21 protein-coding genes and 1 pseudogene are annotated in these 23,945 nt (G+C 70.0%); 15 read left to right on the forward strand and 7 right to left on the reverse strand.

Features of this window, described 5'->3' with window-relative positions; all coding sequences use genetic code 11:
• The 4 genes and pseudogenes from ACRWNM_RS26595 to ACRWNM_RS26610 all read left to right on the forward strand — a co-directional run.
• Positions 1-406 (forward strand): annotated as a pseudogene (locus tag ACRWNM_RS26595) (pyridine nucleotide-disulfide oxidoreductase); the annotation flags it as partial.
• A gap of 34 nt (positions 407-440) precedes the next feature.
• On the forward strand, positions 441-1,574 hold the full coding sequence (locus ACRWNM_RS26600) for an Mrp/NBP35 family ATP-binding protein (RefSeq protein WP_431970830.1): 1,134 nt from the start codon (positions 441-443) through the stop codon (positions 1,572-1,574).
• A gap of 99 nt (positions 1,575-1,673) precedes the next feature.
• A complete protein-coding gene (locus tag ACRWNM_RS26605) occupies positions 1,674-2,516 on the forward strand; it encodes a class I SAM-dependent methyltransferase (protein ID WP_431970831.1) in 843 nt (280 codons plus the stop codon).
• A gap of 185 nt (positions 2,517-2,701) precedes the next feature.
• Positions 2,702-3,085, forward strand: coding sequence for a helix-turn-helix transcriptional regulator (locus ACRWNM_RS26610; protein ID WP_431970832.1), 384 nt, complete (start codon positions 2,702-2,704; stop codon positions 3,083-3,085).
• Between the two features lie 19 nt (positions 3,086-3,104).
• Here ACRWNM_RS26610 and lexA read toward each other — a convergent pair whose 3' ends face one another.
• Positions 3,105-3,836, reverse strand: a complete 732-nt coding sequence (gene lexA, locus ACRWNM_RS26615) for a transcriptional repressor LexA (protein WP_431970833.1) — start codon at positions 3,834-3,836, stop codon at positions 3,105-3,107.
• Between the two features lie 208 nt (positions 3,837-4,044).
• On the opposite strand from lexA, the gene ACRWNM_RS26620 reads away from it, so the two are divergent.
• The 3 genes from ACRWNM_RS26620 (at position 4,045) to nrdR (ending at position 6,487) form a co-directional block, all read left to right on the forward strand.
• Positions 4,045-4,491, forward strand: coding sequence for a hypothetical protein (locus ACRWNM_RS26620; protein ID WP_431970834.1), 447 nt, complete (start codon positions 4,045-4,047; stop codon positions 4,489-4,491).
• A gap of 157 nt (positions 4,492-4,648) precedes the next feature.
• Positions 4,649-5,896, forward strand: a complete 1,248-nt coding sequence (locus ACRWNM_RS26625; protein ID WP_431970835.1) for a hypothetical protein — start codon at positions 4,649-4,651, stop codon at positions 5,894-5,896.
• Positions 5,897-6,016: 120 nt separating this feature from the next.
• A complete protein-coding gene (nrdR, locus tag ACRWNM_RS26630; RefSeq protein WP_431970836.1) occupies positions 6,017-6,487 on the forward strand; it encodes a transcriptional regulator NrdR in 471 nt (156 codons plus the stop codon).
• Between the two features lie 77 nt (positions 6,488-6,564).
• Here nrdR and hrpA read toward each other — a convergent pair whose 3' ends face one another.
• On the reverse strand, positions 6,565-10,641 hold the full coding sequence (hrpA, locus tag ACRWNM_RS26635) for an ATP-dependent RNA helicase HrpA (protein WP_431970837.1): 4,077 nt from the start codon (positions 10,639-10,641) through the stop codon (positions 6,565-6,567).
• A 139-nt stretch (positions 10,642-10,780) separates the two neighbouring features.
• Here hrpA and ACRWNM_RS26640 point away from each other — a divergent pair, with 139 nt between their 5' ends.
• Together ACRWNM_RS26640 and ACRWNM_RS26645 are read left to right on the forward strand one after the other, a co-directional pair.
• Positions 10,781-11,419 carry a Pr6Pr family membrane protein gene (locus tag ACRWNM_RS26640; RefSeq protein ID WP_431970838.1) on the forward strand — a complete coding sequence of 213 codons (639 nt, stop codon included), beginning with the start codon at positions 10,781-10,783 and terminating at the stop codon, positions 11,417-11,419.
• A gap of 73 nt (positions 11,420-11,492) precedes the next feature.
• Positions 11,493-12,716 carry an aspartate aminotransferase family protein gene (locus ACRWNM_RS26645; RefSeq protein ID WP_431970839.1) on the forward strand — a complete coding sequence of 408 codons (1,224 nt, stop codon included), beginning with the start codon at positions 11,493-11,495 and terminating at the stop codon, positions 12,714-12,716.
• A gap of 10 nt (positions 12,717-12,726) precedes the next feature.
• Here ACRWNM_RS26645 and ACRWNM_RS26650 read toward each other — a convergent pair whose 3' ends face one another.
• A complete protein-coding gene (locus ACRWNM_RS26650) occupies positions 12,727-13,221 on the reverse strand; it encodes a GNAT family N-acetyltransferase (protein ID WP_431970840.1) in 495 nt (164 codons plus the stop codon).
• A 101-nt stretch (positions 13,222-13,322) separates the two neighbouring features.
• Here ACRWNM_RS26650 and ACRWNM_RS26655 point away from each other — a divergent pair, with 101 nt between their 5' ends.
• Complete coding sequence (locus ACRWNM_RS26655; RefSeq protein WP_431970841.1) at positions 13,323-14,960, forward strand: acyl-CoA synthetase; 1,638 nt, start codon at positions 13,323-13,325, stop codon at positions 14,958-14,960.
• A gap of 7 nt (positions 14,961-14,967) precedes the next feature.
• On the opposite strand, the gene ACRWNM_RS26660 is transcribed toward ACRWNM_RS26655, so the two are convergent.
• Positions 14,968-15,678, reverse strand: a complete 711-nt coding sequence (locus tag ACRWNM_RS26660) for an SDR family NAD(P)-dependent oxidoreductase (RefSeq protein ID WP_431970842.1) — start codon at positions 15,676-15,678, stop codon at positions 14,968-14,970.
• A 236-nt stretch (positions 15,679-15,914) separates the two neighbouring features.
• Between ACRWNM_RS26660 and ACRWNM_RS26665 the strand changes: the two genes are divergently transcribed.
• The 4 genes from ACRWNM_RS26665 to ACRWNM_RS26680 all read left to right on the forward strand — a co-directional run bounded on the left by ACRWNM_RS26665 (position 15,915) and on the right by ACRWNM_RS26680 (position 20,770).
• Positions 15,915-16,952 carry an AraC family transcriptional regulator ligand-binding domain-containing protein gene (locus tag ACRWNM_RS26665; protein ID WP_431970843.1) on the forward strand — a complete coding sequence of 346 codons (1,038 nt, stop codon included), beginning with the start codon at positions 15,915-15,917 and terminating at the stop codon, positions 16,950-16,952.
• Positions 16,953-17,032: 80 nt separating this feature from the next.
• Positions 17,033-18,091: an AAA family ATPase gene (locus ACRWNM_RS26670; RefSeq protein WP_431970844.1), complete on the forward strand. Its 1,059-nt coding sequence runs from the start codon at positions 17,033-17,035 to the stop codon at positions 18,089-18,091.
• A gap of 2 nt (positions 18,092-18,093) precedes the next feature.
• Positions 18,094-19,923, forward strand: a complete 1,830-nt coding sequence (locus ACRWNM_RS26675) for a vWA domain-containing protein (RefSeq protein WP_431970846.1) — start codon at positions 18,094-18,096, stop codon at positions 19,921-19,923.
• A gap of 130 nt (positions 19,924-20,053) precedes the next feature.
• On the forward strand, positions 20,054-20,770 hold the full coding sequence (locus ACRWNM_RS26680) for a DUF5134 domain-containing protein (protein WP_431970847.1): 717 nt from the start codon (positions 20,054-20,056) through the stop codon (positions 20,768-20,770).
• Between the two features lie 56 nt (positions 20,771-20,826).
• On the opposite strand, the gene ACRWNM_RS26685 is transcribed toward ACRWNM_RS26680, so the two are convergent.
• The 3 genes from ACRWNM_RS26685 to ACRWNM_RS26695 form a co-directional block, all read right to left on the reverse strand.
• The gene (locus ACRWNM_RS26685) at positions 20,827-21,501 is read right to left on the reverse strand and encodes a PhzF family phenazine biosynthesis protein (RefSeq protein ID WP_431970985.1); all 675 of its coding nucleotides are present in this window, start codon (positions 21,499-21,501) and stop codon (positions 20,827-20,829) included.
• A gap of 165 nt (positions 21,502-21,666) precedes the next feature.
• Positions 21,667-22,206 (reverse strand): carboxymuconolactone decarboxylase family protein, encoded by a 540-nt coding sequence (locus ACRWNM_RS26690; protein WP_431970848.1) that lies wholly within the window; start codon positions 22,204-22,206, stop codon positions 21,667-21,669.
• A 107-nt stretch (positions 22,207-22,313) separates the two neighbouring features.
• Positions 22,314-22,901, reverse strand: coding sequence for a peroxiredoxin (locus ACRWNM_RS26695; RefSeq protein ID WP_431970849.1), 588 nt, complete (start codon positions 22,899-22,901; stop codon positions 22,314-22,316).
• 111 nt (positions 22,902-23,012) lie between these two features.
• On the opposite strand from ACRWNM_RS26695, the gene ACRWNM_RS26700 reads away from it, so the two are divergent.
• The gene (locus tag ACRWNM_RS26700; protein WP_431970850.1) at positions 23,013-23,921 is read left to right on the forward strand and encodes a hydrogen peroxide-inducible genes activator; all 909 of its coding nucleotides are present in this window, start codon (positions 23,013-23,015) and stop codon (positions 23,919-23,921) included.
• The last annotated feature ends 24 nt before the right edge of the window (positions 23,922-23,945 follow it).

Raw genomic sequence — 23,945 nt, forward strand, 5'->3', positions numbered from 1 at the left:
CACGCCGCCGGGGAAGCTACCGTTCGACGACTGCTCGGGAACGGTGCCCAACGAGGCGGGCCGCATTCTGGTCGACGAGGAAGCCGTGGGGTCCGCGAGGTATCTCCCGGCCGTCTACGTCACCGGCTGGATCAAGCGTGGCCCGGTCGGCCTGATCGGCCACACCAAGGGCGACGCCAACGAGACCATCACCTGCCTGCTCGAGGATCGCGAAACCTTCGACGGTGCAACCGATCCCGATCCGCAGTCGGTGCTCGAATTCTTGCGCTCGAAGGACGTGCCGTACACGACGTGGGACGGCTGGCACCGGCTCGACACCTACGAGCGCGCACTCGGCGAGCCCGAAGGCCGCGAGCGCGTCAAGGTCGTCGAGCGCGCCGACATGCTCCGCGCGAGCCTCGGCTGACCGTCCCGAACTCCGCACCGAAAGGCAACCCGCGATGACCCAGCCGCTGGTATCGAAGGAACGGATCGCGCAGGCGCTCGCGCTGGTCCAGGATCCCGAAATCCACCGCCCCATCACCGAATTGAACATGGTCGACGCCATCGAGGTGCATCCAGGCAACCGGATCGCCGTCCGGGTGCTGCTCACCGTCGCCGCCTGCCCGATGCGGACGACGATCGACCGTGACGTCCGCGCCGCGGTGCTCGATGTTCCCGGCGTCGCCGAGGTGACCGTCGAGTTCGGCGTGATGTCCGACGAGCAGCGGGCCGCGCTGCGCACCCGACTGCGCGGCGGCGCGCCGGACGATGTCGTTCCGTTCGCCCAGCCGCACTCCCGGACCCGTGTCTACTGTGTGGCCTCCGGCAAGGGCGGCGTCGGAAAGTCCACGGTCACGGTCAATCTCGCTGCGGCCATGGCCGAGCGCGGGCTCGCGGTGGGAGTGCTGGACGCGGACATCCACGGCCATTCGATTCCCGGGATGCTCGGCGTCACGGGCGCGCCGACCCAGATCGATCGGATGATCGTGCCGCCGACGGCCCGCGGCGTGCGGGTCATCTCGATCGGCATGTTCCTCGATTCCGACAAGCCTGTGGTGTGGCGCGGGCCGATGCTGCACCGCGCGCTGCGGCAGTTCCTCTCGCAGGTGTTCTGGGGCGATCTGGACGTGCTGCTCGTCGACCTGCCGCCCGGCACCGGCGACATCGCGATCTCGCTGGCGCAACTGCTGCCCACCGCCGAACTGCTGATCGTCACCACGCCGCAGCCGACGGCGGCCCGGATCGCCGAGCGGGCAGGCGCCGTCGCGGCGGAGACCGGGCAGCGGGTAACCGGGGTCGTGGAGAACATGTCCTGGTACGAGGACCCCGCGGGTGGCCGTCACGCCCTCTTCGGCGCGGGTGGTGGTCGTGCCGTCAGCGATCGTCTGGCCGCCTTGCTCGGCGCCGCCTGTCCGCTGCTCGGGCAGATTCCGTTCCATCCCGAGGTGGGCGCCGCGGGGGATCGGGGTGCGCCGATCGTTCTCGCCGAACCCGACTCGGTGGCCGCGGGGGTGCTCCGCGAGGTGGCACAGCGGCTCGCTGTGCGCCCGCGTGGTTTGGCGGGTCGTCCGCTGGCGGTCGCCGTGCGGTAACTCCACGAGCGGAGGTCGTTGCGGAGGCAGCGGACCTGAGTTAGGTTGTCCTTAGTTCTTGTTGAACATCGATTTCACTAATGCGGCTGGGGTGCGCGGGTGACTCCGCCGACCGAGTGGGAGGACGAAGCGATGGGCGCCGATATCGAACTCGACGGGATCCCGCTGACCATGCTCTGGACCCTGCACAACCGGGCAGGCGAGTCCACGCGACCCGATGCGATCCTGCGCGATCCCGACTGCGAGCGGATCTACGACGCCATCGCCTTCGACTACGAGCGGACCTTCGGCAAGCCGGACGGCACGCACGCGGTGCGGTCGAAGAAGTTCGACGCGGTGCTGCGGCCCTGGCTCGCGGCACACCCAGGCGGCACGGTGGTGGAACTCGCGGCCGGACTCGAGACGCAATTCCAGCGCTGCGACGACGGGCGGGTGCGGTGGCTGTGTGTGGACGTGCCGGACGCGATCGCGGTGCGCGAACGATTCCTGCCGCCGAGTGAGCGGTGCAGGCACCTGTCCGTGAGCGCGCTGGACACCGCCTGGCTGGACGAGGTGGATCCGTCGCGGGGCGTATTCGTCACGGCGCAAGGGCTTTTCATGTACTTCGAGCCGGAGCAGGTGCGGCGGCTGTGCTCCGCGATCCTGGACCGATTCCCCGGCGTGGAGTTGATGTTCGACACCATCCCGCCCTGGTTCTCCCGCAAGACTGTGCGCGGTTTCCACAAGACCCCGCATTACCAGGCGCCGCCGATGCCGTGGGGTGTCCGGCGCAGCGACATCGCGGCCCTGGTGCGCTCGTGGAGCCCGAAGGTGGTGGAGGTGACGGTCTCGTCGTACGGCCCGTCGCACGGACCGTTGCCCGCCACGCTGCCGCTGTTCGAGCGACTGCCGGTGCTGCGCGATATCCCGCCCGCGATCGCGCACGTCCGCACCGCCGTTTAGCGGCCTTCCCTCCGAAGGGAATTCGCGAGTTTCGCCCGCCGACCGCGCGCGGAATTGGTACTTTTCGCGGACCCGCGAGGGTGTCCAGGGAAGGTCGATGGGGGTTCGCGGAGATGTCCGACTCCGAACTATCTCGAGAAATGTCCGCGCCGGCGGGAAACATGTCTGCGGCGCACCGTGATCGGTTGCCGCGCAAGATGATTCGCGCCGATGTCGCGGGAGCGGTGCGCGACGAACTGGTCAGGGACCCCGCCGCGATCCCGGATCTGCCGCGGGTCGCCGCGGCACTGTTCCTCAGCGTTCGCACCCTGTCCCGGCGGCTCAACGCGGAGGGCACGTCGTTCCGCGCACTGGTGGACGACGTGCGGCGGTCCCGGTCCGAGCACCTGCTCGGCCGCACGCGCATGACCACCGAACAGATCGCCGCCCGGCTCGGTTACGCCGAATCGGCCTTGTTCATCCGTGCCTTCCGGCGCTGGAACGGGTGCCCGCCGCAGGAATTCCGTTCCCGCGGCGGGCAACTGCCGGGGCGCGCCTCCGCCCTCGCGCGCGCCGTACGCCCGCGGTAGCCGGACGTCGCCCGGCCGGCTAGATCTTGCGGATCACCGTCACGACCTTGCCGAGGATGCGGGCGTCGTTACCCGGAATCGGCTCGAACAGCGGGTTGTGCGGCATCAGCCACACGTCCTTGCCGCTGCGCTTGAAGGTCTTCACCGTGGCCTCGCCCTCGATCATCGCGGCCACGATGTCACCGTTGTCGGCGACGTTCTGCTGGCGGACGACCACCCAGTCGCCGTCGCAGATGGCGGCGTCGACCATCGACTGGCCGACGACCTTCAGCAGGAACAGCGAACCGTCGCCGACGAGTTCGCGCGGCAGCGGGAACACGTCCTCCACGGCCTGCTCGGCCAGGATCGGCCCACCGGCGGCGATCCGGCCGAGCACCGGAACGAACGTCGGGGTCGGACGGTTCGGATCGATCGCGGCGGATTCGGCGTCCTCGATCGCGGCGCCGGGCAGGCTGGTCACCGCGCGCACCGCCTCGTCCAGTCCGCGGACGTCGACCGCGCGGGGGCGGTTGGGGTCGCGGCGTAAATAGCCCTTGCGCTCCAGTGCCCGCAGTTGATGGGCGACCGAGGAGGTGGAGGTCAATCCGACCGCGTCGCCGATCTCGCGGATGCTCGGCGGGTAGCCGCGCTCGCTCACCGAGGTCCGGATGACCTCCAGTACCTTGCGCTGACGCACGGTGAGATCTGCCCCGGTCGGCGACGGGTCGCCGCCGACTCCGCTCTCGTCGCCCGTGTCGTCTGTGTGGCTCACCGCAACCGCCCTTCTTGTCGTTGATGTCGCCTCTCGAATTTAGTCCGGTACCGCCGAGGTTTCAAACATCTGTTCGACGCATGTCGGGCGTTTCGTGCTGACTTCGGCGGCCGCGCGTGGTAGAAATCGAACATCAGTTCTTCGAACATGTGATCGAAAGCGACTCCCTTCGAGCCACCCTGCCTGCATCTACACGGAGGTTTGTCCGATGAACACAGCGATCCGCGAAATCCCCGCCGCCGCATCCGCCCCGGAAACGTGTGACCCGGTCGACGAGCTCGGCTTCGACTCCGTACCCCTGGTGCGACGCGCGCACCGCGGCGGACTTCGCGCCGTGGAGGCGTCGGGGCGCGCCGTGGCGGATCGTCGCCCACGGGCGAGCAGGCCGGGCGGGTCTGTGGAGATGTATCGGCGCGGTCCCGTGCGCACGTCCGCGGCCCGCCCGCCGCGCGGAACGCACCCGGTGCCGAGTGTGGAACAGGCGCAGCTGGGCTTCGCGGTGCTCGCGGTCGCGGCGCTGATGAGTGCGCTGGTGGTGGCGGCGCTGCTGGGATTGGCGCACTGGCGGGCGGGCTCCGTCGTCGTTCCCGAGCCGTCGACCTCGATTCCCGCGGAGATCGAGCAGCAGCCGGTCTACGACGGCCTTCCGCGCTGATTCGTTGCCTCCCGGGTGGATTCGGCGGTCCTTCCCGAGTCGTCCGAGGCCGCGAACCGTGGCCGAAAATCTCGATCGACAACTAGAACACGTTGCTACTGTGCTGAAAACGTGACCCAGGCAACATCTGCCTCGAACGATTTCGGGACTTCGTGCAATGACGCATCGACACACCGCGGGCGGCGCGCTGCGGGCCTTCGCCGGACTGTTCTTCTGTCTTCTCTTGGGACTCGCCGCGATTCCCGCCGCCCACGCCGCTCCGGCCTACCTCGGCTATCTCGATCTGCCGTCGGTCAACGGCGACGGTGAGCGCGGCGGCGGCCTGAATCCCGCACTGCCGCTGGACGAACCGACGCTGCGCGCGGCGCTGGACGAAGCGCGGTCCGACGGCATCGCGCCGGAACGCTATGCGACACTGCTGCATCAGTACTGGCTCGTGGTGGCCACCGGCAACGCCGCGATCGATCTGGCGGGCTGGGATCCGAGCCGCGGCACGCGGGCCAACGAGCGCACCTTCAATCAGGTGTACGTCAATTATCTGCGGCTCACCACGACGCACCCGGAGTTCTACTGGGCCGGGCTCGCGGGGATCGCGGGCGGCTCGTTCGCTTCGGGCTTCTTCGACATGAGCGATGTGGGCGTCGTCCTCGACGTGCCCGGCATCCATCAGCTCGGCAACGCCGTCGCCGACCTGCTGCGCGGAACCCCCGAGGAACTCGTCGGCGAACTGCCCGCCGATATCGGGCTGCTGGCCACCCAGGGCGCGCGACTGTCCGCCGAGGACATCGCCTGGTACCAGACCCGGCTGATGATCATGCAGAAGCACATCTTCACCGACCTCGTCCCGATGCACGAAGCCTTTGTCGCGCTGGGCATGCCCGGCATCGACGAGATGTACGCCGCGGGCATCGTCGACGCGGACATCCACGCCGCGTGGCAGTCGATCACGACGGGCACCCGCGACGGCTACATCGACGCGCTGATCCGGATGACCGACCGGGAGCAGAACCACATCGTCGCCGATCAGTGGGACGTCACCGCCGCGGGTCGCGACGGCATCGGGCGGGTGCTCACCTACGTCAGCACCATCGCGGGCAAACCCGCGGTGCCCGGCGTGCGCGCACCGGGCGTCTTCGCCCCGGCCACCGTGCGCGCCGATCTCGGCGGGCGGCCGGTCGCGCTGCGCACCGCGCTCCCCGCCTTCAACTGGGCCGACCGGGACGACCGCTGGACCTACATCATGGGCGACCTGGTGCCGCGTCACATCGACATGGAGACCGACAGCGTGCTCGCGGCGGCGGTGCTCGGCGAGTCCTTCTGGAACAAGCTCGCTCGCGGCAGGCTGGTCCCGCGCCTGCCCGAACTGGTCGCCGACCTGACCGCGCGATGGCAGCTCGTCGAGTGATGCGGCCCGCCGGGCGAAACCCCCGGTGACGACCCGGGTATCCTCGAAGAGCTATGGAGGTATATCGCGTGTCGATACGGATATGCCTTGTGCCGGGTACATCGACGAAGGATCTCTCGGATGCATTGCCCGTACTGCCGACACCCTGACTCGCGGGTGGTCGACTCGCGCGAGGCCGAGGAAGGCGCGGCCATCCGCCGTCGACGTTCCTGCCCGAACTGTGGGCGGCGTTTCACCACGGTCGAGACCGCCATCCTGTCCGTGGTCAAGCGCAGCGGCGTCACCGAACCGTTCAGCCGGGAGAAGGTCATCCGCGGCGTGCGGCGCGCCTGCCAAGGCCGCGAGGTCGACGACGACGCGCTGAACCTGCTGGCCCAGCAGGTCGAGGACGCCGTGCGCGCGACGGGTTCGCCGGAGGTGCCGAGCCACGAGGTCGGCCTCGCCATCCTCGGCCCGCTGCGCGACCTCGACGAGGTGGCCTATCTCCGATTCGCCTCGGTCTACCGGTCGTTCACCTCCGCCGAGGATTTCGAACGCGAGATTCAGCAGATGCGCGAGGCGCGCGCCGCGGCGGGCGTCGTCGCCGACTGACGTGGACGTCCGAGCCCACCGGAACGAAATCCGGCGGGCTCGCTGCCGGACGAGGTACCTGCCGCAGCGAGGTCCGCTCATCGGCGGATGGCGGCGATCGCTTTCTCGATCCGCTTGGCGGACACCGGATACGGCGTGCCGAGCTTCTGGGCGAACAGGCTCACCCTGAGTTCCTCGGTCATCCACCAGATCTCGGTGACGTCGGCCGCGTTCTTGCGCCCGTCGGGCAATGCGGCGAGCAAGCTGTCGTACGCGGCGAGGACGCGGTCGAGTTCGGCCATGCCCTGCCGGTCGCGGACGGCGGAACCGGGCAGCGACTCCAGCCGGACCAGCGCGGCGCGCAGGTAGCGGGGGAGGTCCCGCAGGCGGGCACTGCCCCATTCGGAGACGAAGCCGGGGAACACCAGATCATCGAGCTGGTGCCGGACGTCCTCGGCGATGTCGCGCTCCGCGACGCCGCCCAGCGCCGAGGTCACCCGATGCGCCGCGGCCAGGACCGGCACCACGAGGCGGACGATGCGGGCGACCTCGGTGGCCAGCCGGGGGCGTATCGCGGAGACGAGCGCCTCGAAGCGGTCGGGGCTGTGCACCGGGCCGCCCGCGGCCGCGATCAGCTCGTCGACGGCCGCGGCGCGGCAGTCGTCGACCAAACCCTCCAGCGAACCGTATGGATTCTGGCTCAGCGCAAGGCGATCCGTGGGCGAGAGAGCCGAGGTGACAGTGCGCACCGAGGTGGGGATCGCGTGCAGCACCAGGGTGCGGGTGCCCGCCCGCATCGCGGCGGCCTGTTCGGCGGGAGAGCTGAGCACGCGCACCGCGACGCCCTCGCCCTCGGGCACCAGCGCCGGATATCCGGTCACGGTCTGCCCGGCGACCTGGCGGCGCACGGTCGGTTCGACGGTGCCGAGAGACTCCGAGGTCCACACGGTGGCCGCGGCGCGCTCGGCGCCCGCGGTCGCCCGCGCCACCGAGGCCGCCACCTGTTCGGCGAGTTCGGTCTTCAGCGCGGCGAGGCTCTTGCCCTTGGCGAGTACCCGGGCCCTGGTGTCGACCGCGGCGAAGGTCATGCGCAGGTGGTCGGGCAGCGCGGCGGGGTCGAGGTCGTTCGGCGTGATCGTCACCGAGCCGAGCCGCGACAGCTCCCTGGCCAGGCCGGTGCGCAGCGGCTCGGCGCGCGGGGTGAGCGCGGCCAGCGCGGCAGCGGCGAAGTCCGGGGCCGGAACGACGCTGCGCCGCAACGTCTTCGGTAGCGTCTTGATCAGCGCCGCCGCCAGCTCCTCGCGCATGCCAGGCACCAGCCAGTCGAAGCCGACGGCCCGCACGTGCGCCAGCTGCTCGACCGGGATGCGCACGGTGACGCCGTCGTCTTCCTGGCCCGGCTCGAACTGGTAGGTCAGCGGGAAGCTCAGCTCGCCCTGGCGCCAGGCGTCCGGGAAGGCCGTCGGGTCCAGCGCCGCCGCGTTCGCGTTGACCACGGTGGACTTCGAGAAGTCCAGCAGCGCGGGATCTTTCCGCTTCGCCGTGCGCCACCAGCTGTCGAAGTGGCGCGCCGAGACGACCTCGGCGGGGACGCGCTGGTCGTAGAACTCGAACAGCACCTCGTCGTCGACCAGGATGTCGCGCCGGCGGGCCCGGTGCTCGAGATCGGCCACGTCGTCGAGCAGTTCCCGGTTGCGGTGGAAGAACTCGTGTTTGGTCTGCCACTCGCCCTGCACCAGCGCGTGCCGCAGGAACAGCTCGCGAGACACCTCGGGATCGATCCGGCCGTAGTCCACCGGGCGGCTCGTCACCAGCGGCACGCCGTAGAGCGTGACCCGCTCGTAGGCGCGCGCCGCGCCACGCTTGGCCGACCAGTGCGGTTCGGAGTAGGTGCGCTTCACCAGATCGCCCGCGAGCCGCTCGGCCCACTCGGGTTCCACCCGGGCCGCGATACGGCCGAACAAGCGGGACGTCTCGACGAGTTCGGCGGCCATCACCCAGCGCGGCGGCTTCTTCGCCAGCGACGAGCCGGGGAAGATCATGAACTTGGCGCCGCGCGCGCCGAGGAACTCCCTGGTCTCCGCCTCCCGCACGCCGATGTGGGAGAGCATGCCCGCCAGCAGCGACTGGTGGATCGCCGTGGAATCCCATGGCAGGCCGTCGTTCTCGGATGCGACGACCGGGATCTCCGAGGGCTTGGCCGTGCCTCGGCCGCCGCGCCGTCTGCCGGAACGGTTCGACGCGGCGGAGTCATCGCCGCCCTCGGGCGCGGATTCTGTTGTCGCGCGGGAAGTTCGAGAGCCGCGGCCGTCGGCCGACCAGCCCAGCCCCTTGGTGATCGTGCGCAGCTGCCCGTGCAGGTCCTGCCACTCCCTGATCCGCAGGTAGTGCAGGAACTCCTCGCGGCACATCCGCCGGAACTGATTGGACGACAACGATTTCCGCTGCTCGGTGAGGTAGTCCCAGAGTCGCAGGTAGGCGAGGAAATCCGAGCCCTCGACGACGAATCGCGCGTGCTTGGTGTCGGCGGCCTGCTGGAACTCGGCGGGCCGCTCGCGGACGTCCTGGATCGACAGCGCCGCGACGACGATCAACACCTCGGCCAGACAGCCGTTGGCGTTGGCCTGCACCAGCATGCGCGCCATACGCGGATCGACCGGCAGCTGCGCCATCTCGCGGCCCACCGGCGTGAGCGCGAGCGCGGCGTCGGGACTCGCCGCGCCGCGAGCCAGCGCGCCCAGCTCCTCCAGCAGCGCGACACCGTCGCGGATCGCGCGCTTGTCCGGCGGCTCCACGAACGGGAAGTTCTCGATATCGCCCAGCCCGAGCGCGGTCATCTGCAGAATGACGGCGGCCAGGTTGGTGCGCAGGATCTCCGGTTCGGTGAAGGCGGGCCGGGATTCGAAATCGTCCTCGGCGTACAGCCGGATCGCGATGCCGTCGGCGACGCGGCCGCAGCGCCCGGAGCGCTGCCGGGCCGAAGCCTGGGAGACCGGTTCGATCGGCAGCCGCTGCACCTTGGTGCGCATCGAATAGCGGGAGATGCGCGCGGTGCCCGGGTCGATCACGTAGCGGATGCCGGGCACGGTCAGCGAGGTCTCCGCGACGTTGGTGGCCAGCACGACGCGGCGGCCGGTGTGCGACTGGAAGACCCGGTGCTGCTCGGCGGCCGACAGCCGCGCGTACAGCGGCAGGATCTCGGTGCGCGGCAGTTTCAGGTCGCGCAGTGTGTCGGCGGTGTCGCGGATCTCGCGTTCGCCGGAGAGGAAGACCAGCACGTCGCCGTCGCCCTCGGAGAACAACTCGCGCACCGCGTCGCCGATGGCGTCTACGGGGTCGCGGTCCACCACGCGGGTGTCCTCGTCGTCCTCGTCGGCGGCGGGAAGCTCGAGACTCAGCGGCCGGTACCTGATCTCGACCGGATACGACCGGCCGGACACCTCGACAATCGGTGCGGGCGTGCCCTTTTCGTCGGCGAAATGCCGGGCGAACAGCTCCGGATCGATGGTCGCCGAGGTGATGATCACCTTCAGGTCGGGGCGGCGGGGCAGCAGCTGCTTGAGGTAGCCGAGCAGGAAGTCGATATTGAGGCTGCGCTCGTGCGCCTCGTCGATGATGATCGTGTCGTAGCGGCGCAGCAGCCGATCGCGCTGGATCTCGGCGAGCAGGATGCCGTCGGTCATCAGCTTGACCAGCGTGCGCTCGGAGGCCTGGTCGGTGAACCGCACCGTATAACCGATCACGTCGCCCAGCTCGGTGCCCAGCTCCTCGGCGATGCGCTCGGCGACGGTGCGCGCGGCCAGCCTGCGCGGCTGGGTGTGGCCAATGGCACCGCGGACGCCGCGCCCCAGCTCCAGGCAGATCTTGGGGATCTGCGTCGTCTTGCCGGAGCCGGTCTCGCCCGCGACGATCACCACTTGGTTGTCGGCGATGGCCTTCGCGATATCGGCGCGACGGGTCGTGACGGGCAGTTGCTCCGGGTAGCGGATCCGCGGCACCGCCGCGCGGCGCGCCTCCACGCGCAGCTCGGCGGCGGCGATGTCGGCGGCGATCTCGTCGAGGTCCGTGCCGCGTGCCCGGTCCAGCCGACGCCGCAGCCGGTACTCGTCGCGGAGGGAGAGATTCGCCAGGCGGGTGCGGAGCGCGCGGGTTCCGGTATCAGCTGTCCTGGTCATTGCGTCGTCCAGCCTACCGGGCCGGGCATCGCGGCCCGCCGCTGCCGGTCCGCCGCGACGGACCGCGCCGTTAGCCGAACGTATGCCAGCGGCGGTGATTCGACCGGTCGAGCGTCGTCCGGTGTGCGAAGATCGGCCGATGGACGCGGGCTCGGGCACGTCGTGGGTGATCAGAGGACCTCGTGTTGCCTTCGGTGTACTCGGCATCGTTGCGCTGGCCTGGATCCCGCTGCGCAATCTGGATGTGGACACCTTCTCCACCGCGAACTACTTCAGCTACTTCACCATCCAGTCGAACGTTCTCGGCGTGCTCGTGCTGCTGATCGGCGGCCTGCTGGACCTGGGCTCGCGGCGCTGGCAGGTGCTTCGCGGCGCGGCGACGCTCTACCTGCTGATCACCGGCGTGGTGTACGCCGTGCTGCTGGCGACTATCGACGTGATGCTCACCGACAAGTGGATCAACGACATCCTGCACCGCATCCTGCCGATCGTGCTGGTGCTGGACTGGATCCTGGTACCGGTGAGCCTGGGCGTCACCGGCAGGCTCGTCGGTGGCTGGCTGATCTATCCCGCGGCGTACGGCGTCTACACCCTCGCGCGGGGGCCCTTCGTGGACTGGTACCCGTATCCCTTCCTGGATCCCCGCGATCAGGGATATGTCTCGCTGATCATCGGACTGATCGTCCTGACCGGGGTGTTCGCGCTGCTGGCGATGGCCGTCGCCGCCCTCGGCGGGCTCGCCGAGCGATGGCGCGAACCCAGCGAGGTGCAGGCATGAGTGAACGTAGTGAGCGAATCATGTGTCAGCGCGCTTCGCGCGTGCCGGAGCCGAGCGCCGGCGAGGTGCAGGCATGAGCGCGTTGTGGCACGGATTCGCCGACATGGGCGCCGTCGAACGGGACGGCGCGTTCGTGATCGCCCGCGGTGAGGGCGCCTATGTCTACGACGAGGCGGGCACGCGATATCTCGACGCCACGGCCGGGTTGTGGTTCGCCAACGTCGGGCACGGCCGCGCCGAGATCGCCGACGCGGTCGCCGGCCAGTTGCGCACCATCGCGCACTACTCCAACTTCGGCGACCTGGCCGAACCGGCCACCAGGGAACTCGCCGAGCGGCTCGCGACCATCGCCCCGGTGCCGGGCAGCAAGATCTTCTTCACCTCCGGCGGCTCGGACGCGATCGACACCGCCGCCAAACTGGCCAGGCGCTACTGGAACGAACTGGGCAGGCCGGAGAAGACGATCGTGGTGGGCAGGGAGCGCGCCTATCACGGAATGCACGTCGCGGGAACGGCTTTGGCGGGTCTGCCGCTCAACCGCGCCGGGTACGGCGAGCTCATGCCCGACGCGCGCATCATCGCGTGGGACGACGCGACGGCGCTGCTCGCCCTCGTCGATGAGGTCGGCGCCGAACGCATCGCCGCCTTCTTCTGCGAGCCGATCATCGGCGCGGGCGGGGTGTACCTGCCGCCGGAGGGCTACCTGAGCGAGGTGCGTCGCATCTGCCGCGAGCACGACATCCTGTTCGTTGCGGACGAGGTGGTCACCGGATTCGGGCGCATCGGCGGAAGCTGGTTCGCCTCTACCCGATTCGACCTGCGACCCGACATCATGACCACCGCCAAGGGGCTGACCAGCGGCTATCTGCCGATGGGCGCGATGTTCGCCGCGCCGCACGTGGCCGAGCCGTTCTTCCGCGGCGGCGTCTGGTGGCGGCACGGCTACACCTACGGCGGGCACGCCGCCGCGGCCGTCGCGGGCCTGGTCAACCTCGACATCGTCGAACGCGAGAACCTCCTCGCCGAGGCCGCCCGGCTGGAAACCACCCTGGACGAGAAGCTGGCGCCGCTGGCGGCGCATCCGCGGGTCGCCGAGGTGCGTAGCGGACTCGGCGCGGTGGCCGCGGTGCAGCTGGCCGAACCGTCCGAAGCGCTGTCGTTCGTCAAAGAGCTTCGTGCCCAAGGGGTTTCGAGCAGAGCCGCGGGTCAGGGAGCCATCCAGGTCTCGCCCGCGTTCGTGATGACCGACGCGCAGGTCGACGAGCTGGTGGCGGCGTTCACCCGAGCGCTGGGCTGATCGCGGCTGCTCACAGTGCCAGTGTCATGAAAACGCTGTGCGGGTCGTCGGTGTAGTCGGCGAAGGGCGGGCAGACCTGGAAGCCGTGCCGCGCGTAAAGGCGTTGGGCGGGAAGGTAATAGGGCGCGGCGCCGGTCTCCAGGCTGAGCCTGCGGTAGCCGCGGGCGCGGGCTTCGCCGACGATGTGCCGCAGCAGGTCCGCTGCGACACCGCGGCCGGTGTGCCCGGTCGCGGTGCGCATGGATTTGATCTCGCCGTGGGCGGCGTCCAGCCATTTGAGCGCGCCGCAACCCAGGAGTTCGGCGCCCTCGCGCACGCTCCAGAAGGTGATGCCGGGCCCGCGGAGCTCGGCGAGGTCGAGTGCGTGCATGCTGCCAGCGGGGGAGTTGGCGTGCATCTCGGCCAGGTGGGTGGCCAGCAGGTCGACGATGTCGGTGCCGGTGAGGTCGTCGACGGCAATGCGTGTCCCAGTGCGCGACGGCGGCTCCTCGATGCGGCTCGACATACCGTCCATCATGGCCGCGAGCCGAGCTCTCGACGGGACTGTGTGAGACACCTTACTGTGAGGACACCCGCCCTCATCTCGGCCCCAGCTCAGGTGGATCCATGAACCGTGTCAACACCCTCGGCTCCGTCGCGCTCGGCGCGGCCCGCCGCGTCGCCGACGAGACCTACTACGCGAGCCTGGCGGTGCGCGCGGGTTTGGCGACGCCGCAACGGCCGGACCGATTGGCGCGGATGGGCATGGCGGTGGTGCGCTCTGGCATGCTCGGCGGACTCGTGACGGTCGCGGCGCTGCGTTACCGGAACCGGGCCGCGCTCATCGACGAACTCGGCGCGGTGAGCTTCCGCGAGCTCGACGAGCGCACTACCGCGTTGGCCAACGCCTGGCGGGCGCGCGGTCTGCGCGACGGCGAAGGCGTCGCGGTGCTGGCGCGCAACCATCGCGGCTTCCACTACGCGGTGTTCGCCGCGGCCAAATGCGGTGCCAGGATCATCCTGCTCAACACCGATTTCGCCGGGCCGCAGCTGCGCGAGGTGCTCGGCCGCGAAGGCGCCGACCTGCTGGTCTATGACGACGAATACGCGGGCATCCTCGGCGATCTGCGGCCGCCGCGCGGGCGCTACCGTGCCTGGACCGACGCGCCCGCGGTCGACTCGCTGGAGAACCTGATCGCGGGCGGCTCCCGGAAACCGCCGCGCAGGCCGAGCACCGCCGCCAGGATCATCCTGCTGACCAGCGGCACCACCGGAACCCCGAAGGGCGCGCCGCGGCGGGAGCCGAGGTCGCTGGCTCCGCTCGGCGCCATCCTCGGCCGGGTTCCGTTCCGCGCCGAGGAGATCACCGAATGCCCGGCGCCGCTGTTCCACACTCTCGGCTTCGCGCACGCCGTCACTGCCGTCGGCTTCGGGTCGACCCTGGTGATCCGGCGCCGCTTCGATCCCCGAGCGGTGCTCGACAGCCTGCACCGCCATCGCGCCACGGCGTTGATCACGGTGCCGGTGATGCTGCAGCGACTGGTCGATCTCGGGCCCGAAGCCCGTGCCGGACACGACTTCTCGCGGCTTCGGATCATCTTCGTCGCGGGCTCGCAGCTGGGCGCGGAGCTGTGTGTGCGCGTCACCGAGGCGTTCGGGCCCGTGGTCTACAACGTCTACGGCTCCACGGAGGTGGCCTACGCGACCATTGCCACGCCCGCGGATCTGGCGGTCGAGCCCGGCTGCGTCGGCACCCCGGTGCCGAGCACCACGGTGAAGATCTTCGACGACAACGACGCCGAGCTGCCGCAGGGCCGCACCGGGCGCATCTTCGTCGGCAACGACTACCAGTTCGAGGGCTACACCGGCGGTGGCGACAAGGACCGCATCGACGGCCTGATGTCTACCGGCGACGTCGGCCACTTCGACAGTGCGGGCAGGCTTTTCATCGACGGGCGGGACGACGACATGATCGTCTCCGGCGGTGAGAACGTCTTTCCCGGCGAAGTCGAGGAACTGCTCGCCGCCCACCCCGCGGTCGCGGAGGTGAGCGCCTTCGGCGTCGACGACGAGCGCTACGGCCAGCGGCTGCGTGCGGTGGTCGTGGTCCGCGCCGGACACGCGCTCACCGAGGACGAGGTGCGCGAGCACGTGAAGGCGCATCTGGCTCGGTTCAAGGTGCCGCGCGATGTGCTCTTCGTCGACAGCCTGCCCCGCAACCCGACCGGCAAAGTACTCAAACGCCTACTGCGCGAACTGCGTTAGACAGGGCCTAAGCCATCCCGAACATGCGGCGCATGGTCTGGCGCAGCTGAACGGGATCGGGAACGGTGGTGCGGAACCAGCCGTCGGGCGGCACCACCACCAGCCCGGCCCTGCGGTGCTCGACGCAGTCGACGATGGCGTCGGCGACCATCTCGGGGGCGGGTGCGTAGCCGGGGGCGATGGTGCTGACCAGCACGCCTTGTGGGGCGAGCCCGCGGTGCAGTGCCGCGCCGAGCCCGACCACAGCGTGCTTGGTGGCGCTGTACACCGCCGCGCCGAGCGCCGCGGTGACGCCGACCGCCGAGCCGATATTGACGATGTGGCCGTGCCCCTGCTCCACGAAACGCCGTCCGGCCAGCCGGGATCCGGTGACGACCGCGCGCAGGTTGACGTCGATCTGGAGATCCGATTCGGCCTCGGACTCGCTCAGGAACGATCCCGTCGGCGCGGCGTCGGCGGCGTTCACCACCACGTCCAGCCCGCCCAGCTTGCGTTCGGCGCGGGCCAGGAATTCCGCGAACCGGGCGCTGTCGGTGGTGTCCAGCGCGAGACCGACGATGGTGCCGCCGTGCATCCGTCCGAACTGCTCGGCGACCGCGCGCGCCCGCCCCGTGTCCGAGTCCCCCAGCGCGATGTCCGCGCCCGCCGCAAGGAAGGCCAGCGCGGTCTCCTTACCGACGCCGTACGCGCCGCCGGTGATCGCTACCCGTTTGCCCACAAGTGTCTTCTTCGACATGTGATTTCGCTCGCTTCCGCCTCTACTCGACGGTAGGGCGCGGCGCGGGGCCGGTGCCATGCGATGTCGGGTCAGGACATTTCACATATCGGCCAGTTGTGCTGCGGCTGCGCGAGGTTCGCCGCGTACCGCGGACGGATGGACCGGACGAGCGGCTGTCCTTGCGATGTCCGGCCAAACCCATGCGGAATCCGGCCATCCTGGACGACGATGGAGCGGTGTCCACATGGGAGTGGCGGCGCTCGGTCGCATTGTCGGCTGTCTTGGTCGAGCTGGCGCGGGACCACGGTGTGCCGCTCGAGGAATGCCTGCGCGACACCGGGATCGAGCCCGCCCAGCTGACGACGCCGGGCACGGAGGTCACCGCCGCGCAGGAACTCGCCCTGATCGGCAATCTCGTCACCCGGTTCGACGACCGCCCCGGTCTCGGGCTGGAGGCCGGAATGCGCACGTACGTCACCACTTACGGCGCCCTCGGACTGGCGCTGCTCAGCAGCCCGACCGTGCGGTCCGCGGTGGATCTGCTGATGCGCTACATCCGGATGACCACGACCTTCGCGAAGACCCGGCACGTCTACCGGGACGGGCGGCTGCTGCTCTACGCCGACGATCGCGAGGTGCCGGAACGGTTGCGTGGCTTCCTGCTGGAGCGCGATGTTGCGGTGCTGCTGACGAATTGGACCGCGGTCTACCACGCTCCCGCGCCGATCGTGGGCGGCGAGGTCGCGTGGGGACTGCGTCCGCGACTGCGGCCGATCCTCGACGAGTACGGCATCACGGCCACCGACGGCGCGGGCCCGCACCTCGTCGTCTTCGACACCGCAGGCTTCGACGACCCGCTGCCGCAGGCGAGTCCGCTCACCGCGGCGCTGTTCGAACAGCAGTGCGCGCAGCTGTTGCAGCGGCGTGGGCTGGCGCAGGGCATCGCCGGATCGGTGCGCGAGGTCCTGTTGCGCCGACTGGGCGCGCGCGTCTCGCAGGAGGACGTGGCCGCCGCGCTGCACATGAGCCTGCGCACCATGCGCCGCCGCTTGGCCGACGAGGGCACCTCCTACCGCAGGCTGTACAGCGAGACCTACGGGAACCTGGCAGAGGAGCTGCTGGCCGCCGGCCTGACCGTCGAGGACGTCGCCTACCGGATGGGTTACTCGGGCGCGCCGAGCTTCTCGAACGCGTTCAAACAGTGGCGCGGCACCTCGCCCGGCCGGTTCGCCCGCGCCGCCGCCGAGCGGGAGGGCCCGCCGTCGATCGCCTGACGTCCCGGAAAAACGGTGGCTCGACCTGGCTCGGCGGGCGTACCTTCGACCCTCGTGATACTCGACGGGGGAGGAGAGGTATGGAGGCGACGGTCACGGTAACCCCGGACCAGCTGCCGGAACTGCTGCTGCACGTCGCCGTGGTGCGGCCGGTGTTCCTGTGGGGCGCACCGGGTATCGGCAAGAGCTCGCTGGTGCGCTCGTTCGCCGAATCGCTCGGGCTGGAGTGCGTCACGCTGCTCGGCACCCAGCTGGCGCCGGAGGACCTCATCGGGGTGCCGCAGATCGTCGGCGACCGCAGCCGATTCGCGCCGCCCGAGCTCATCGCCAGGCCGACGCCCTACTGCCTGTTCCTGGACGAGCTGAACGCGGCCGCGCCCGAGGTGCAGAAATCGTTCTACTCGCTGATCCTGGACCGCCGCATCGGCTCCTACGAGTTGCCCGCCGGGTCGGTGGTGATCGGCGCGGGCAACCGTGCCACCGACAACGCGCTGGCACGGCCGATGGCCTCGGCGCTGGTCAACCGCATGGTGCACCTGCACCTGCGCGCCGACGTGGACGACTGGCTGAAGTGGGCCGCGCACAACGACATTCACCCCTGGGTGGTGCGCTACGTGACCCAGCGCCCCGATCACCTGTGGTCGGCGGCGCCGAAGTCGGAGGCGCCCTTCTCCACCCCGCGCGGGTGGCACATGCTCTCCGACGCACTGCACTCCTGCGGCGACGACCTCGACGACACCCTGCTCGACGTGCTCGCCGCGGGCACGCTGACGCCCGCGCACGCCTCGGCGTTCCGCGCCTTCGTGAAGACCATCCGCCACGCCTACGATCTGGAGGCCGTGCTGAAGGGCGAGGCGGGCTGGCCGCGCGACCCCGGCGACCGGGATCTGCTGTACTTCCTGTCCGAGACCTTCCGCGCCCGGCTGATCAAGGAACTGCCCGGTTCGCGCAAGCACGTCTCCGGCGGGGTGCACCGTTTCGTGCTGCGGGCCAAGACGATGCTCGTGGAGCTGGCCGAGATCTCGGTCGAATGCGCGCAACTGGTGATCGCCTCGGACGCCGACGGCGCGCCCGTGCTGCCCTCCTGGTTTCTGGTCGAGGTGACTCGCGACCTGCCGCGCCTGGCCGCGCGGCGGTAGTCGTGAGCGCCGCGCGCGGGAAGCGCCGCGCGATCGTCGACCCCTGGCGCCAGGCGGTGCTGGACGGCTGGGGCATGGTCAATGCCCACCGGGCCTTCGGCCACCTGCCGGTACGGCTCTACGAGCTCGATCCGCGGGTGACCCCGCCGGAGGTGTGGGCGCGCATCATCGGTTCCGGCCTCGCCTACCACCCGAAGCGTCGCGCCGAATCCGAGGAGTGGGCTTGGGTTTTCGCGCACTGCCTGCTGCACGCCGGGTTCGGGCATCTGGATCCGCGCGGCGTCGACCCTCGCGACATCCTCACCGAGATCGATCTGGCCGAGAGCCGGGCCATCGACCAGGCCGAACCGCACCCCGCGTACCGCGCCGCCTGCTGCGCGGTGGTCGACCAGTACCTGGCCACCATGAAGATCGGGCGTCGGCCGATCGAATTCCCCAGCGCGCCGAGCCTGTCCGACGAGCGTGCGGCAGCGGCGCGCTGGCGCGACAGCGCCGTCCCCGTCGAGTACCGGCGCGACGACCCGCCGGACTTCCTGATCAGCGGCGCGGTCGCGGCCGAGCACGCCGACCATCAGGGGCGCTTCGCGGCGGGCATCGCCGCCGCCGCCCGCGACGCGCTGACCGTCGCGGGCGGGGAGGCGACGCCGGAGGGTCGTCGGCCGCTGCGGGCCTGGGACGCGGCGCTGAGCTGGTTCGTGTCTTCCTATCCGCTGCTCGGCGCGCTGGCGGCCGGGATGACGCTGGTCGCCGACGCGGATCTGGCGCGCGGCTGGGACATCGCCATCGCCGCCGTCAACGCCGAGGCTGCGGAGATCTACGTCAACCCACTGGCCGGATTGACCCAGGAGGAGTGGCGTTTCGTGCTCGCGCACGAAATGCTGCACGCCGCACTGCGACACGGCGAACGCGCGGGGTGGCGCGACCCGTACCTGTTCAACATCGCCTGCGACTACGTGGTGAACGGATGGCTGGCAGAGCTCGGGGTCGGTGTCATGCCCGAGGGACTGCTCTACGACCCCGCGCTGCAAGGCTGTTCGGCCGAGAAGGTGTACGACCGCATCGCGGTGGATCTGCGGCGGCTGCGCAAGCTGGCGACGTTGCGCGGGCGCGGTCGCGGCGACGTGCTCGGCGAACCGCTGCCGCATCCCGGCGGCGCCGGGCGCTATGTCGATCTGGACGAGTACTACCGCAACGCCCTGAGCACCGGCCTCGCCTATCACCTGAACAGCGGGCGCGGCTACGTCCCCGCCGCGCTGGAAGAGGCCATCCGCGCCATGGACCAGCCGCCGCTGCCCTGGGACGCGCAGCTGGCGCGCTGGTTCGACGAGCACGTCCCCGCCGCCGACAAGCGCCGCAGCTACGCGCGCGCCTCCCGCAGGCAGGCGGCGACGCCCGATATCCCGCGCCCCGCCTGGGTGCGGCCCAAGGAGACCGCGCGTCTGCCGACCTTCGGCGTCGTCCTCGACACGTCGGGATCGATGGATACGACGCTGCTCGGAAAAGGTTTGGGCGCCATCGCTTCCTACGCACTGGCCAGGGACGTGCCGCGCGCCAGAGTGGTCTACTGCGACGCCGCGGCCTACGACGCCGGATACCTGCCGGTCGAGGAGATCGCGCGCGGGGCGCGGGTGCGCGGCCGCGGCGGCACCGTATTGCAGCCGGGCGTGCGGCTGCTCGAACGCGCCGACGACTTTCCCGCCGACGGGCCGATCCTGATCATCACCGACGGTGCCTGCGATGTGCTGCGGGTGCGTCGTGAGCACGCCTATCTGATCCCGGCGGGCGCGTCGTTGCCGTTTCGTCCGAACGGGCCGGTCTTTCGTCTGCGGTGAGCGACGCGGGTGGGAGCTTCCGCGCTGGTTCGCCCGAACTCGGAGTCGTGAGAAAGGGCGCACTAACACCGTGTGAGATGCGAGCATGGAAGGGCTGTCTCACGATCGCCGCGGCGAAAGGTGGTGGGGTGTGGCCGAGTTCGTGCAGGAATACGCCGCATTGCGGTGGGCGGTGGTGGCGGCGTTCTTGGCGGCGTCCGCGGTCGTGGTGCTGCGGTTGGCCGGATCGGTTCTCGGCCGAGACCGAGCGGTCGATCACTGTTCAGGCGCGACGGGGCCGGACGCCGCGCCGCTCGGGCTCGCCGCCGCGCCATCGTCCGCGAATCAGCTTTCGGCCCTGTCACTTTCACCGACGATTCGCGCGAACCCTCAGGAATCGGATGCCGCTCATCTGGTCATGTGCCTGATCATGCTCGCGATGCTGATCTTTCCGGCCGGTGCGAACCCGCACGCAGTGCGCGGCGTGCTGATCGCCATGATGGTCGTGTTCGGTGCGCTGCTGGTGAGCCGGATCGTGGAATGGCGCGCGGCTCGTGGCGCGGTTACGGCGGGACAGGTCTTCGCGATCGGGTATCACGCGATCGCCGCGGCGGCCATGCTCTACGCGATGTCCGGCCATTCGGGCGGCGGTCACACGGGTCCCGCGCCGCTCGCGGCCCTCGCGCTCGCCGCGCTCTTCCTGGCGGACGCGGCCGCGGTGCTGTGCCTGCGCGGCGGCGGATGGCACCGGCTCGCGCACCCGGTCGGTGGCGGCTCGGCGGCCGTGGCGCCGCATGTGGTGATGGATCTCGGCACGGCGTACATGCTGGTCGCCGCCGTGCTGGGCGGCAACGCCGCGCTCCGGTGAGACGCCGTTAGCGGGGAACGCGCCGCTCGGAGCGACGGCGCCCGGCCGGGTCGCGATCAGAGCTCGACGACGGTGTCGGCGACGACCCGTCCGCCCAGGCGCACCCAGCCGTCGGAGTCCCACTCGGTGAACAACTGCGAGCCCTGACCCTGGGTGATGATCAGGCTGCGGCGCAGCAGTGCGGTGAGCGCGACGGCCGCCGCGCCGGTGGCTTCGTCCTCGGCGATACCCATGGTGGGGGCGAACATTCGCGACCGCACCGTCGCACGGTGCTCCTCGGTCCAGCACCACAGGTAGTGCGGTCCACCGGGGAACTCGTCGGGCCGCACCGTCTCCAGTTCGTCGACGCTGTCGAGCTGATGGAAGGTGAAGTCCGGCGTCCATTCGCCGCGGGCCTTGATCCACGTCATGCCCTCGGCCAGCTCGACAGCCACCGGACCGGCGGGCAGGTCGAGCACTCGCACCGGGATGCCCTGTTCGGCGAACCACCACGCGGTGCCGACCGACGGATGTCCGGCGAACGGGAGTTCGACGACCGGGGTATAGATCCGCACGCGGGCTATCTCGTCGACCGGATCCTCGACGACCACCGTCTCGCTGTACCCGGCCCGTGCCGCGAGGGCCTGCGCGTCGACGTCGCCGACGTCTTTCGCACGGGCGATGCCCAGTTGATTGCCGAGGCGTCCGGTCGCATCCGTGAATACGCGCACCACCTCGACCCGTGTGCCCATGGCTTCCGGTTCATCCTGTGTGCCCATGCACGCGAGCCTACCGGCTCTCACCGCTGGCTACTTGCTAGCAAATGTAGCCTTGGTCACTCTTCGGAGCGTCCGCCGAGGTGGCGAAACGACGGCGGTCCCGTCCGATGTGGACGGGACCGCCGGGTTGTCGCCGCGTCAGACCGACGCGGCGGCGAGCGTCTCGGTGGACTGCACGGCCTGACCGACGCCCGCCACGATGGCGGCGGCGCGCAGCGACTCGAAGATCACCTCGCGAGAGACACCGGCCTCACGCAGGGTGTGCTCGTGCGCCTCCAGGCAGTGGGCGCACCCGTTGATCGAGGAGACCGCGAAGGACCACAGCTCGAAATCGGCCTTGTCGACGCCGGGGTTGCCGATGATCTGCATGCGCAGACCGGCCCGCAGGTCGTCGTAGCGGCCGCCGAGGAACGCCTTGCCCCGATAGAACACGTTGTTCATGCCCATGATCGAGGCGGCGCCGAGCGCGGCGTTGTACGCCTCCGCCGACAGGACGTCGGCGGCCTCCTCGGCGATCTCGCGCAGGGTGGTCGCCGACCGGGTCGCGGCCGCCGACGCGAGCAGGGTGCCCCACAGCTGCTGTTCGTTCAGCACGGTGGTGCGCGAGATCGATGACAAGTTGAGCTTGAGGTCCTTGGCGTACTCGGGGAGGGAGTTCTTCAGGTTCTCAATGCTCATTCGACGCTTCCTCTGTGTGGATCGGGCCCCGCGCGCGGGGGACGTTCTCGATGACGCTCCCCGCAGGCGCGGGGATCGGGATCAGTTGGGGGACGGGGTGTTCCGAATCAGACGCTGGCGGCGAGGAGCTCGCCGGCGTTGATGGTCGGATCGCCCTTCTTCCAGTTGCAGGCGCACAGCTCGTCGGACTGCAGCGCGTCGAGCACGCGCAGCACCTCGTCGACGTTGCGGCCGACGGAACCCGCGGTGACCGAGACGAACTGAATCTCGTTGTTCGGGTCGACGATGAAGGTCGCGCGGTCGGCGACGCCGTCGGCATTGAGCACGCCGGTGGCGGCGGCCAGCTCACGCTTGAGGTCGGACAGGATCGGGAACGGGAGGGTCTTGAGGTCCTCGTGCTGCGCGCGCCACTGGAAGTGGACGAACTCGTTGTCCACCGAGGCGCCGAGCACCTGGGCGTCGCGGTCGGCGAACTCGTCGTTCAGCTTGCCGAACGCGGCGATCTCGGTCGGGCAGACGAAGGTGAAGTCCTTCGGCCAGAAGAAGACGATCCGCCACTTGCCCGCGTGGTCGTCGCTGGTGACCTGGGTGAAGTAGTCGTCAGGCTGCTGAGCGTCGACCTTCGACAGGTCACCGCCGATGACCGCGGTGAGGTTGTATGCCGGGAACTGGTCGCCGATGGTCAGCAGGGCCATGCTTTGTCTCCTCGTCCTTTGTGGGGTTTTGGGCGTGCGGAAGTTCTGCTGTGATCTTGCCTAAAGGCCGGTGAAAAGGTAAAGGTGATCAGTCGCACTAAACTGATAGGCGTGACTGATCAGACTTATCAGCCGACACTCTCGCAGCTGCGTGCGTTCGTTGCGATCGCGGAGTACCGGCACTTCGGTACCGCGGCCGCCCGGCTCAATGTGAGCCAGCCCACGTTATCGCAAGCATTGGCCGCGCTCGAAAACGGACTCGGGCTACAGCTGATCGAGCGCAGCACGCGTCGGGTCCTGGTCACCGCGGCCGGAATGCGCCTGCTGCCGAAGGCGATGGCGACGCTCGAGGCGGCGGATCGCTTTCTGGCCTCTGCCACCGGCGACGGGCTCGGCGGCACGCTGCGGATGGGGATCATCCCGACCGTCGCGCCGTACGTACTGCCCCGATTGCTGCCCGAGCTGTTCAAGCGACTGCCCGCGCTGGTGCCGCAGGTGGTCGAGGATCAGACCGCGCGCCTGCTGGAGGGGCTGCGCACCGGCGTGCTCGACGTCGCGCTGCTCGCGTTGCCCACCGAGAATTCGGGTCTGGTGGAGATTCCGCTCTACACCGAGGAATTCGTGCTGGTGACTCCGCGCGGGCACGAACTCGCGGGCCGCAAGGACATCGCGCCCGCGGTGCTCGGCTCGCTGCCCCTGCTGCTGCTCGACGAGGGGCACTGCCTGCGCGACCAGACCCTCGACCTGTGCCGCTCGGTCGACGTCCATCCCGGCGCCGTCGGCGACACCCGCGCCGCCTCGCTCGCCACCGTGGTGCAGTGCGTGGCGGGCGGACTCGGCGTCACGCTCATCCCCGAAATGGCCGTCGCCGCCGAAACCGCAAGGGGCACACTGGAAACCGCCCGCTTCGCCGACCCGGCCCCCGGCCGCACCATCGGCCTCGCCTTCCGCGCCTCCAGCGCCCGCAGCGAAGACTACGAATACCTCGCCGCCATCATCCGCGCGCAGCGGCCGATGTGAGGGATTCCCAGCGGTGCGGGCATT

Source organism: Nocardia sp. bgisy134, assembly GCF_965341865.1.
Lineage (GTDB): Bacteria > Actinomycetota > Actinomycetes > Mycobacteriales > Mycobacteriaceae > Nocardia.

Bases quoted from the DNA above. Each gene is read 5' to 3' on its own strand.
- ACRWNM_RS26600 (WP_431970830.1), top strand. From the start codon at position 441: ATGACCCAGCCGCTGGTATCGAAGGAACGGATCGCGCAGGCGCTCGCG.
- ACRWNM_RS26620 (WP_431970834.1), top strand. From the start codon at position 4,045: ATGAACACAGCGATCCGCGAAATCCCCGCCGCCGCATCCGCCCCGGAA.
- ACRWNM_RS26625 (WP_431970835.1), top strand. From the start codon at position 4,649: ATGACGCATCGACACACCGCGGGCGGCGCGCTGCGGGCCTTCGCCGGA.
- nrdR (WP_431970836.1), top strand. From the start codon at position 6,017: ATGCATTGCCCGTACTGCCGACACCCTGACTCGCGGGTGGTCGACTCG.
- hrpA (WP_431970837.1), bottom strand. From the start codon at position 10,641: ATGACCAGGACAGCTGATACCGGAACCCGCGCGCTCCGCACCCGCCTG.
- ACRWNM_RS26640 (WP_431970838.1), top strand. From the start codon at position 10,781: ATGGACGCGGGCTCGGGCACGTCGTGGGTGATCAGAGGACCTCGTGTT.
- ACRWNM_RS26645 (WP_431970839.1), top strand. From the start codon at position 11,493: ATGAGCGCGTTGTGGCACGGATTCGCCGACATGGGCGCCGTCGAACGG.
- ACRWNM_RS26650 (WP_431970840.1), bottom strand. From the start codon at position 13,221: ATGTCGAGCCGCATCGAGGAGCCGCCGTCGCGCACTGGGACACGCATT.
- ACRWNM_RS26655 (WP_431970841.1), top strand. From the start codon at position 13,323: ATGAACCGTGTCAACACCCTCGGCTCCGTCGCGCTCGGCGCGGCCCGC.
- ACRWNM_RS26670 (WP_431970844.1), top strand. From the start codon at position 17,033: ATGGAGGCGACGGTCACGGTAACCCCGGACCAGCTGCCGGAACTGCTG.
- ACRWNM_RS26685 (WP_431970985.1), bottom strand. From the start codon at position 21,501: ATGGGCACACGGGTCGAGGTGGTGCGCGTATTCACGGATGCGACCGGA.
- ACRWNM_RS26690 (WP_431970848.1), bottom strand. From the start codon at position 22,206: ATGAGCATTGAGAACCTGAAGAACTCCCTCCCCGAGTACGCCAAGGAC.
- ACRWNM_RS26695 (WP_431970849.1), bottom strand. From the start codon at position 22,901: ATGGCCCTGCTGACCATCGGCGACCAGTTCCCGGCATACAACCTCACC.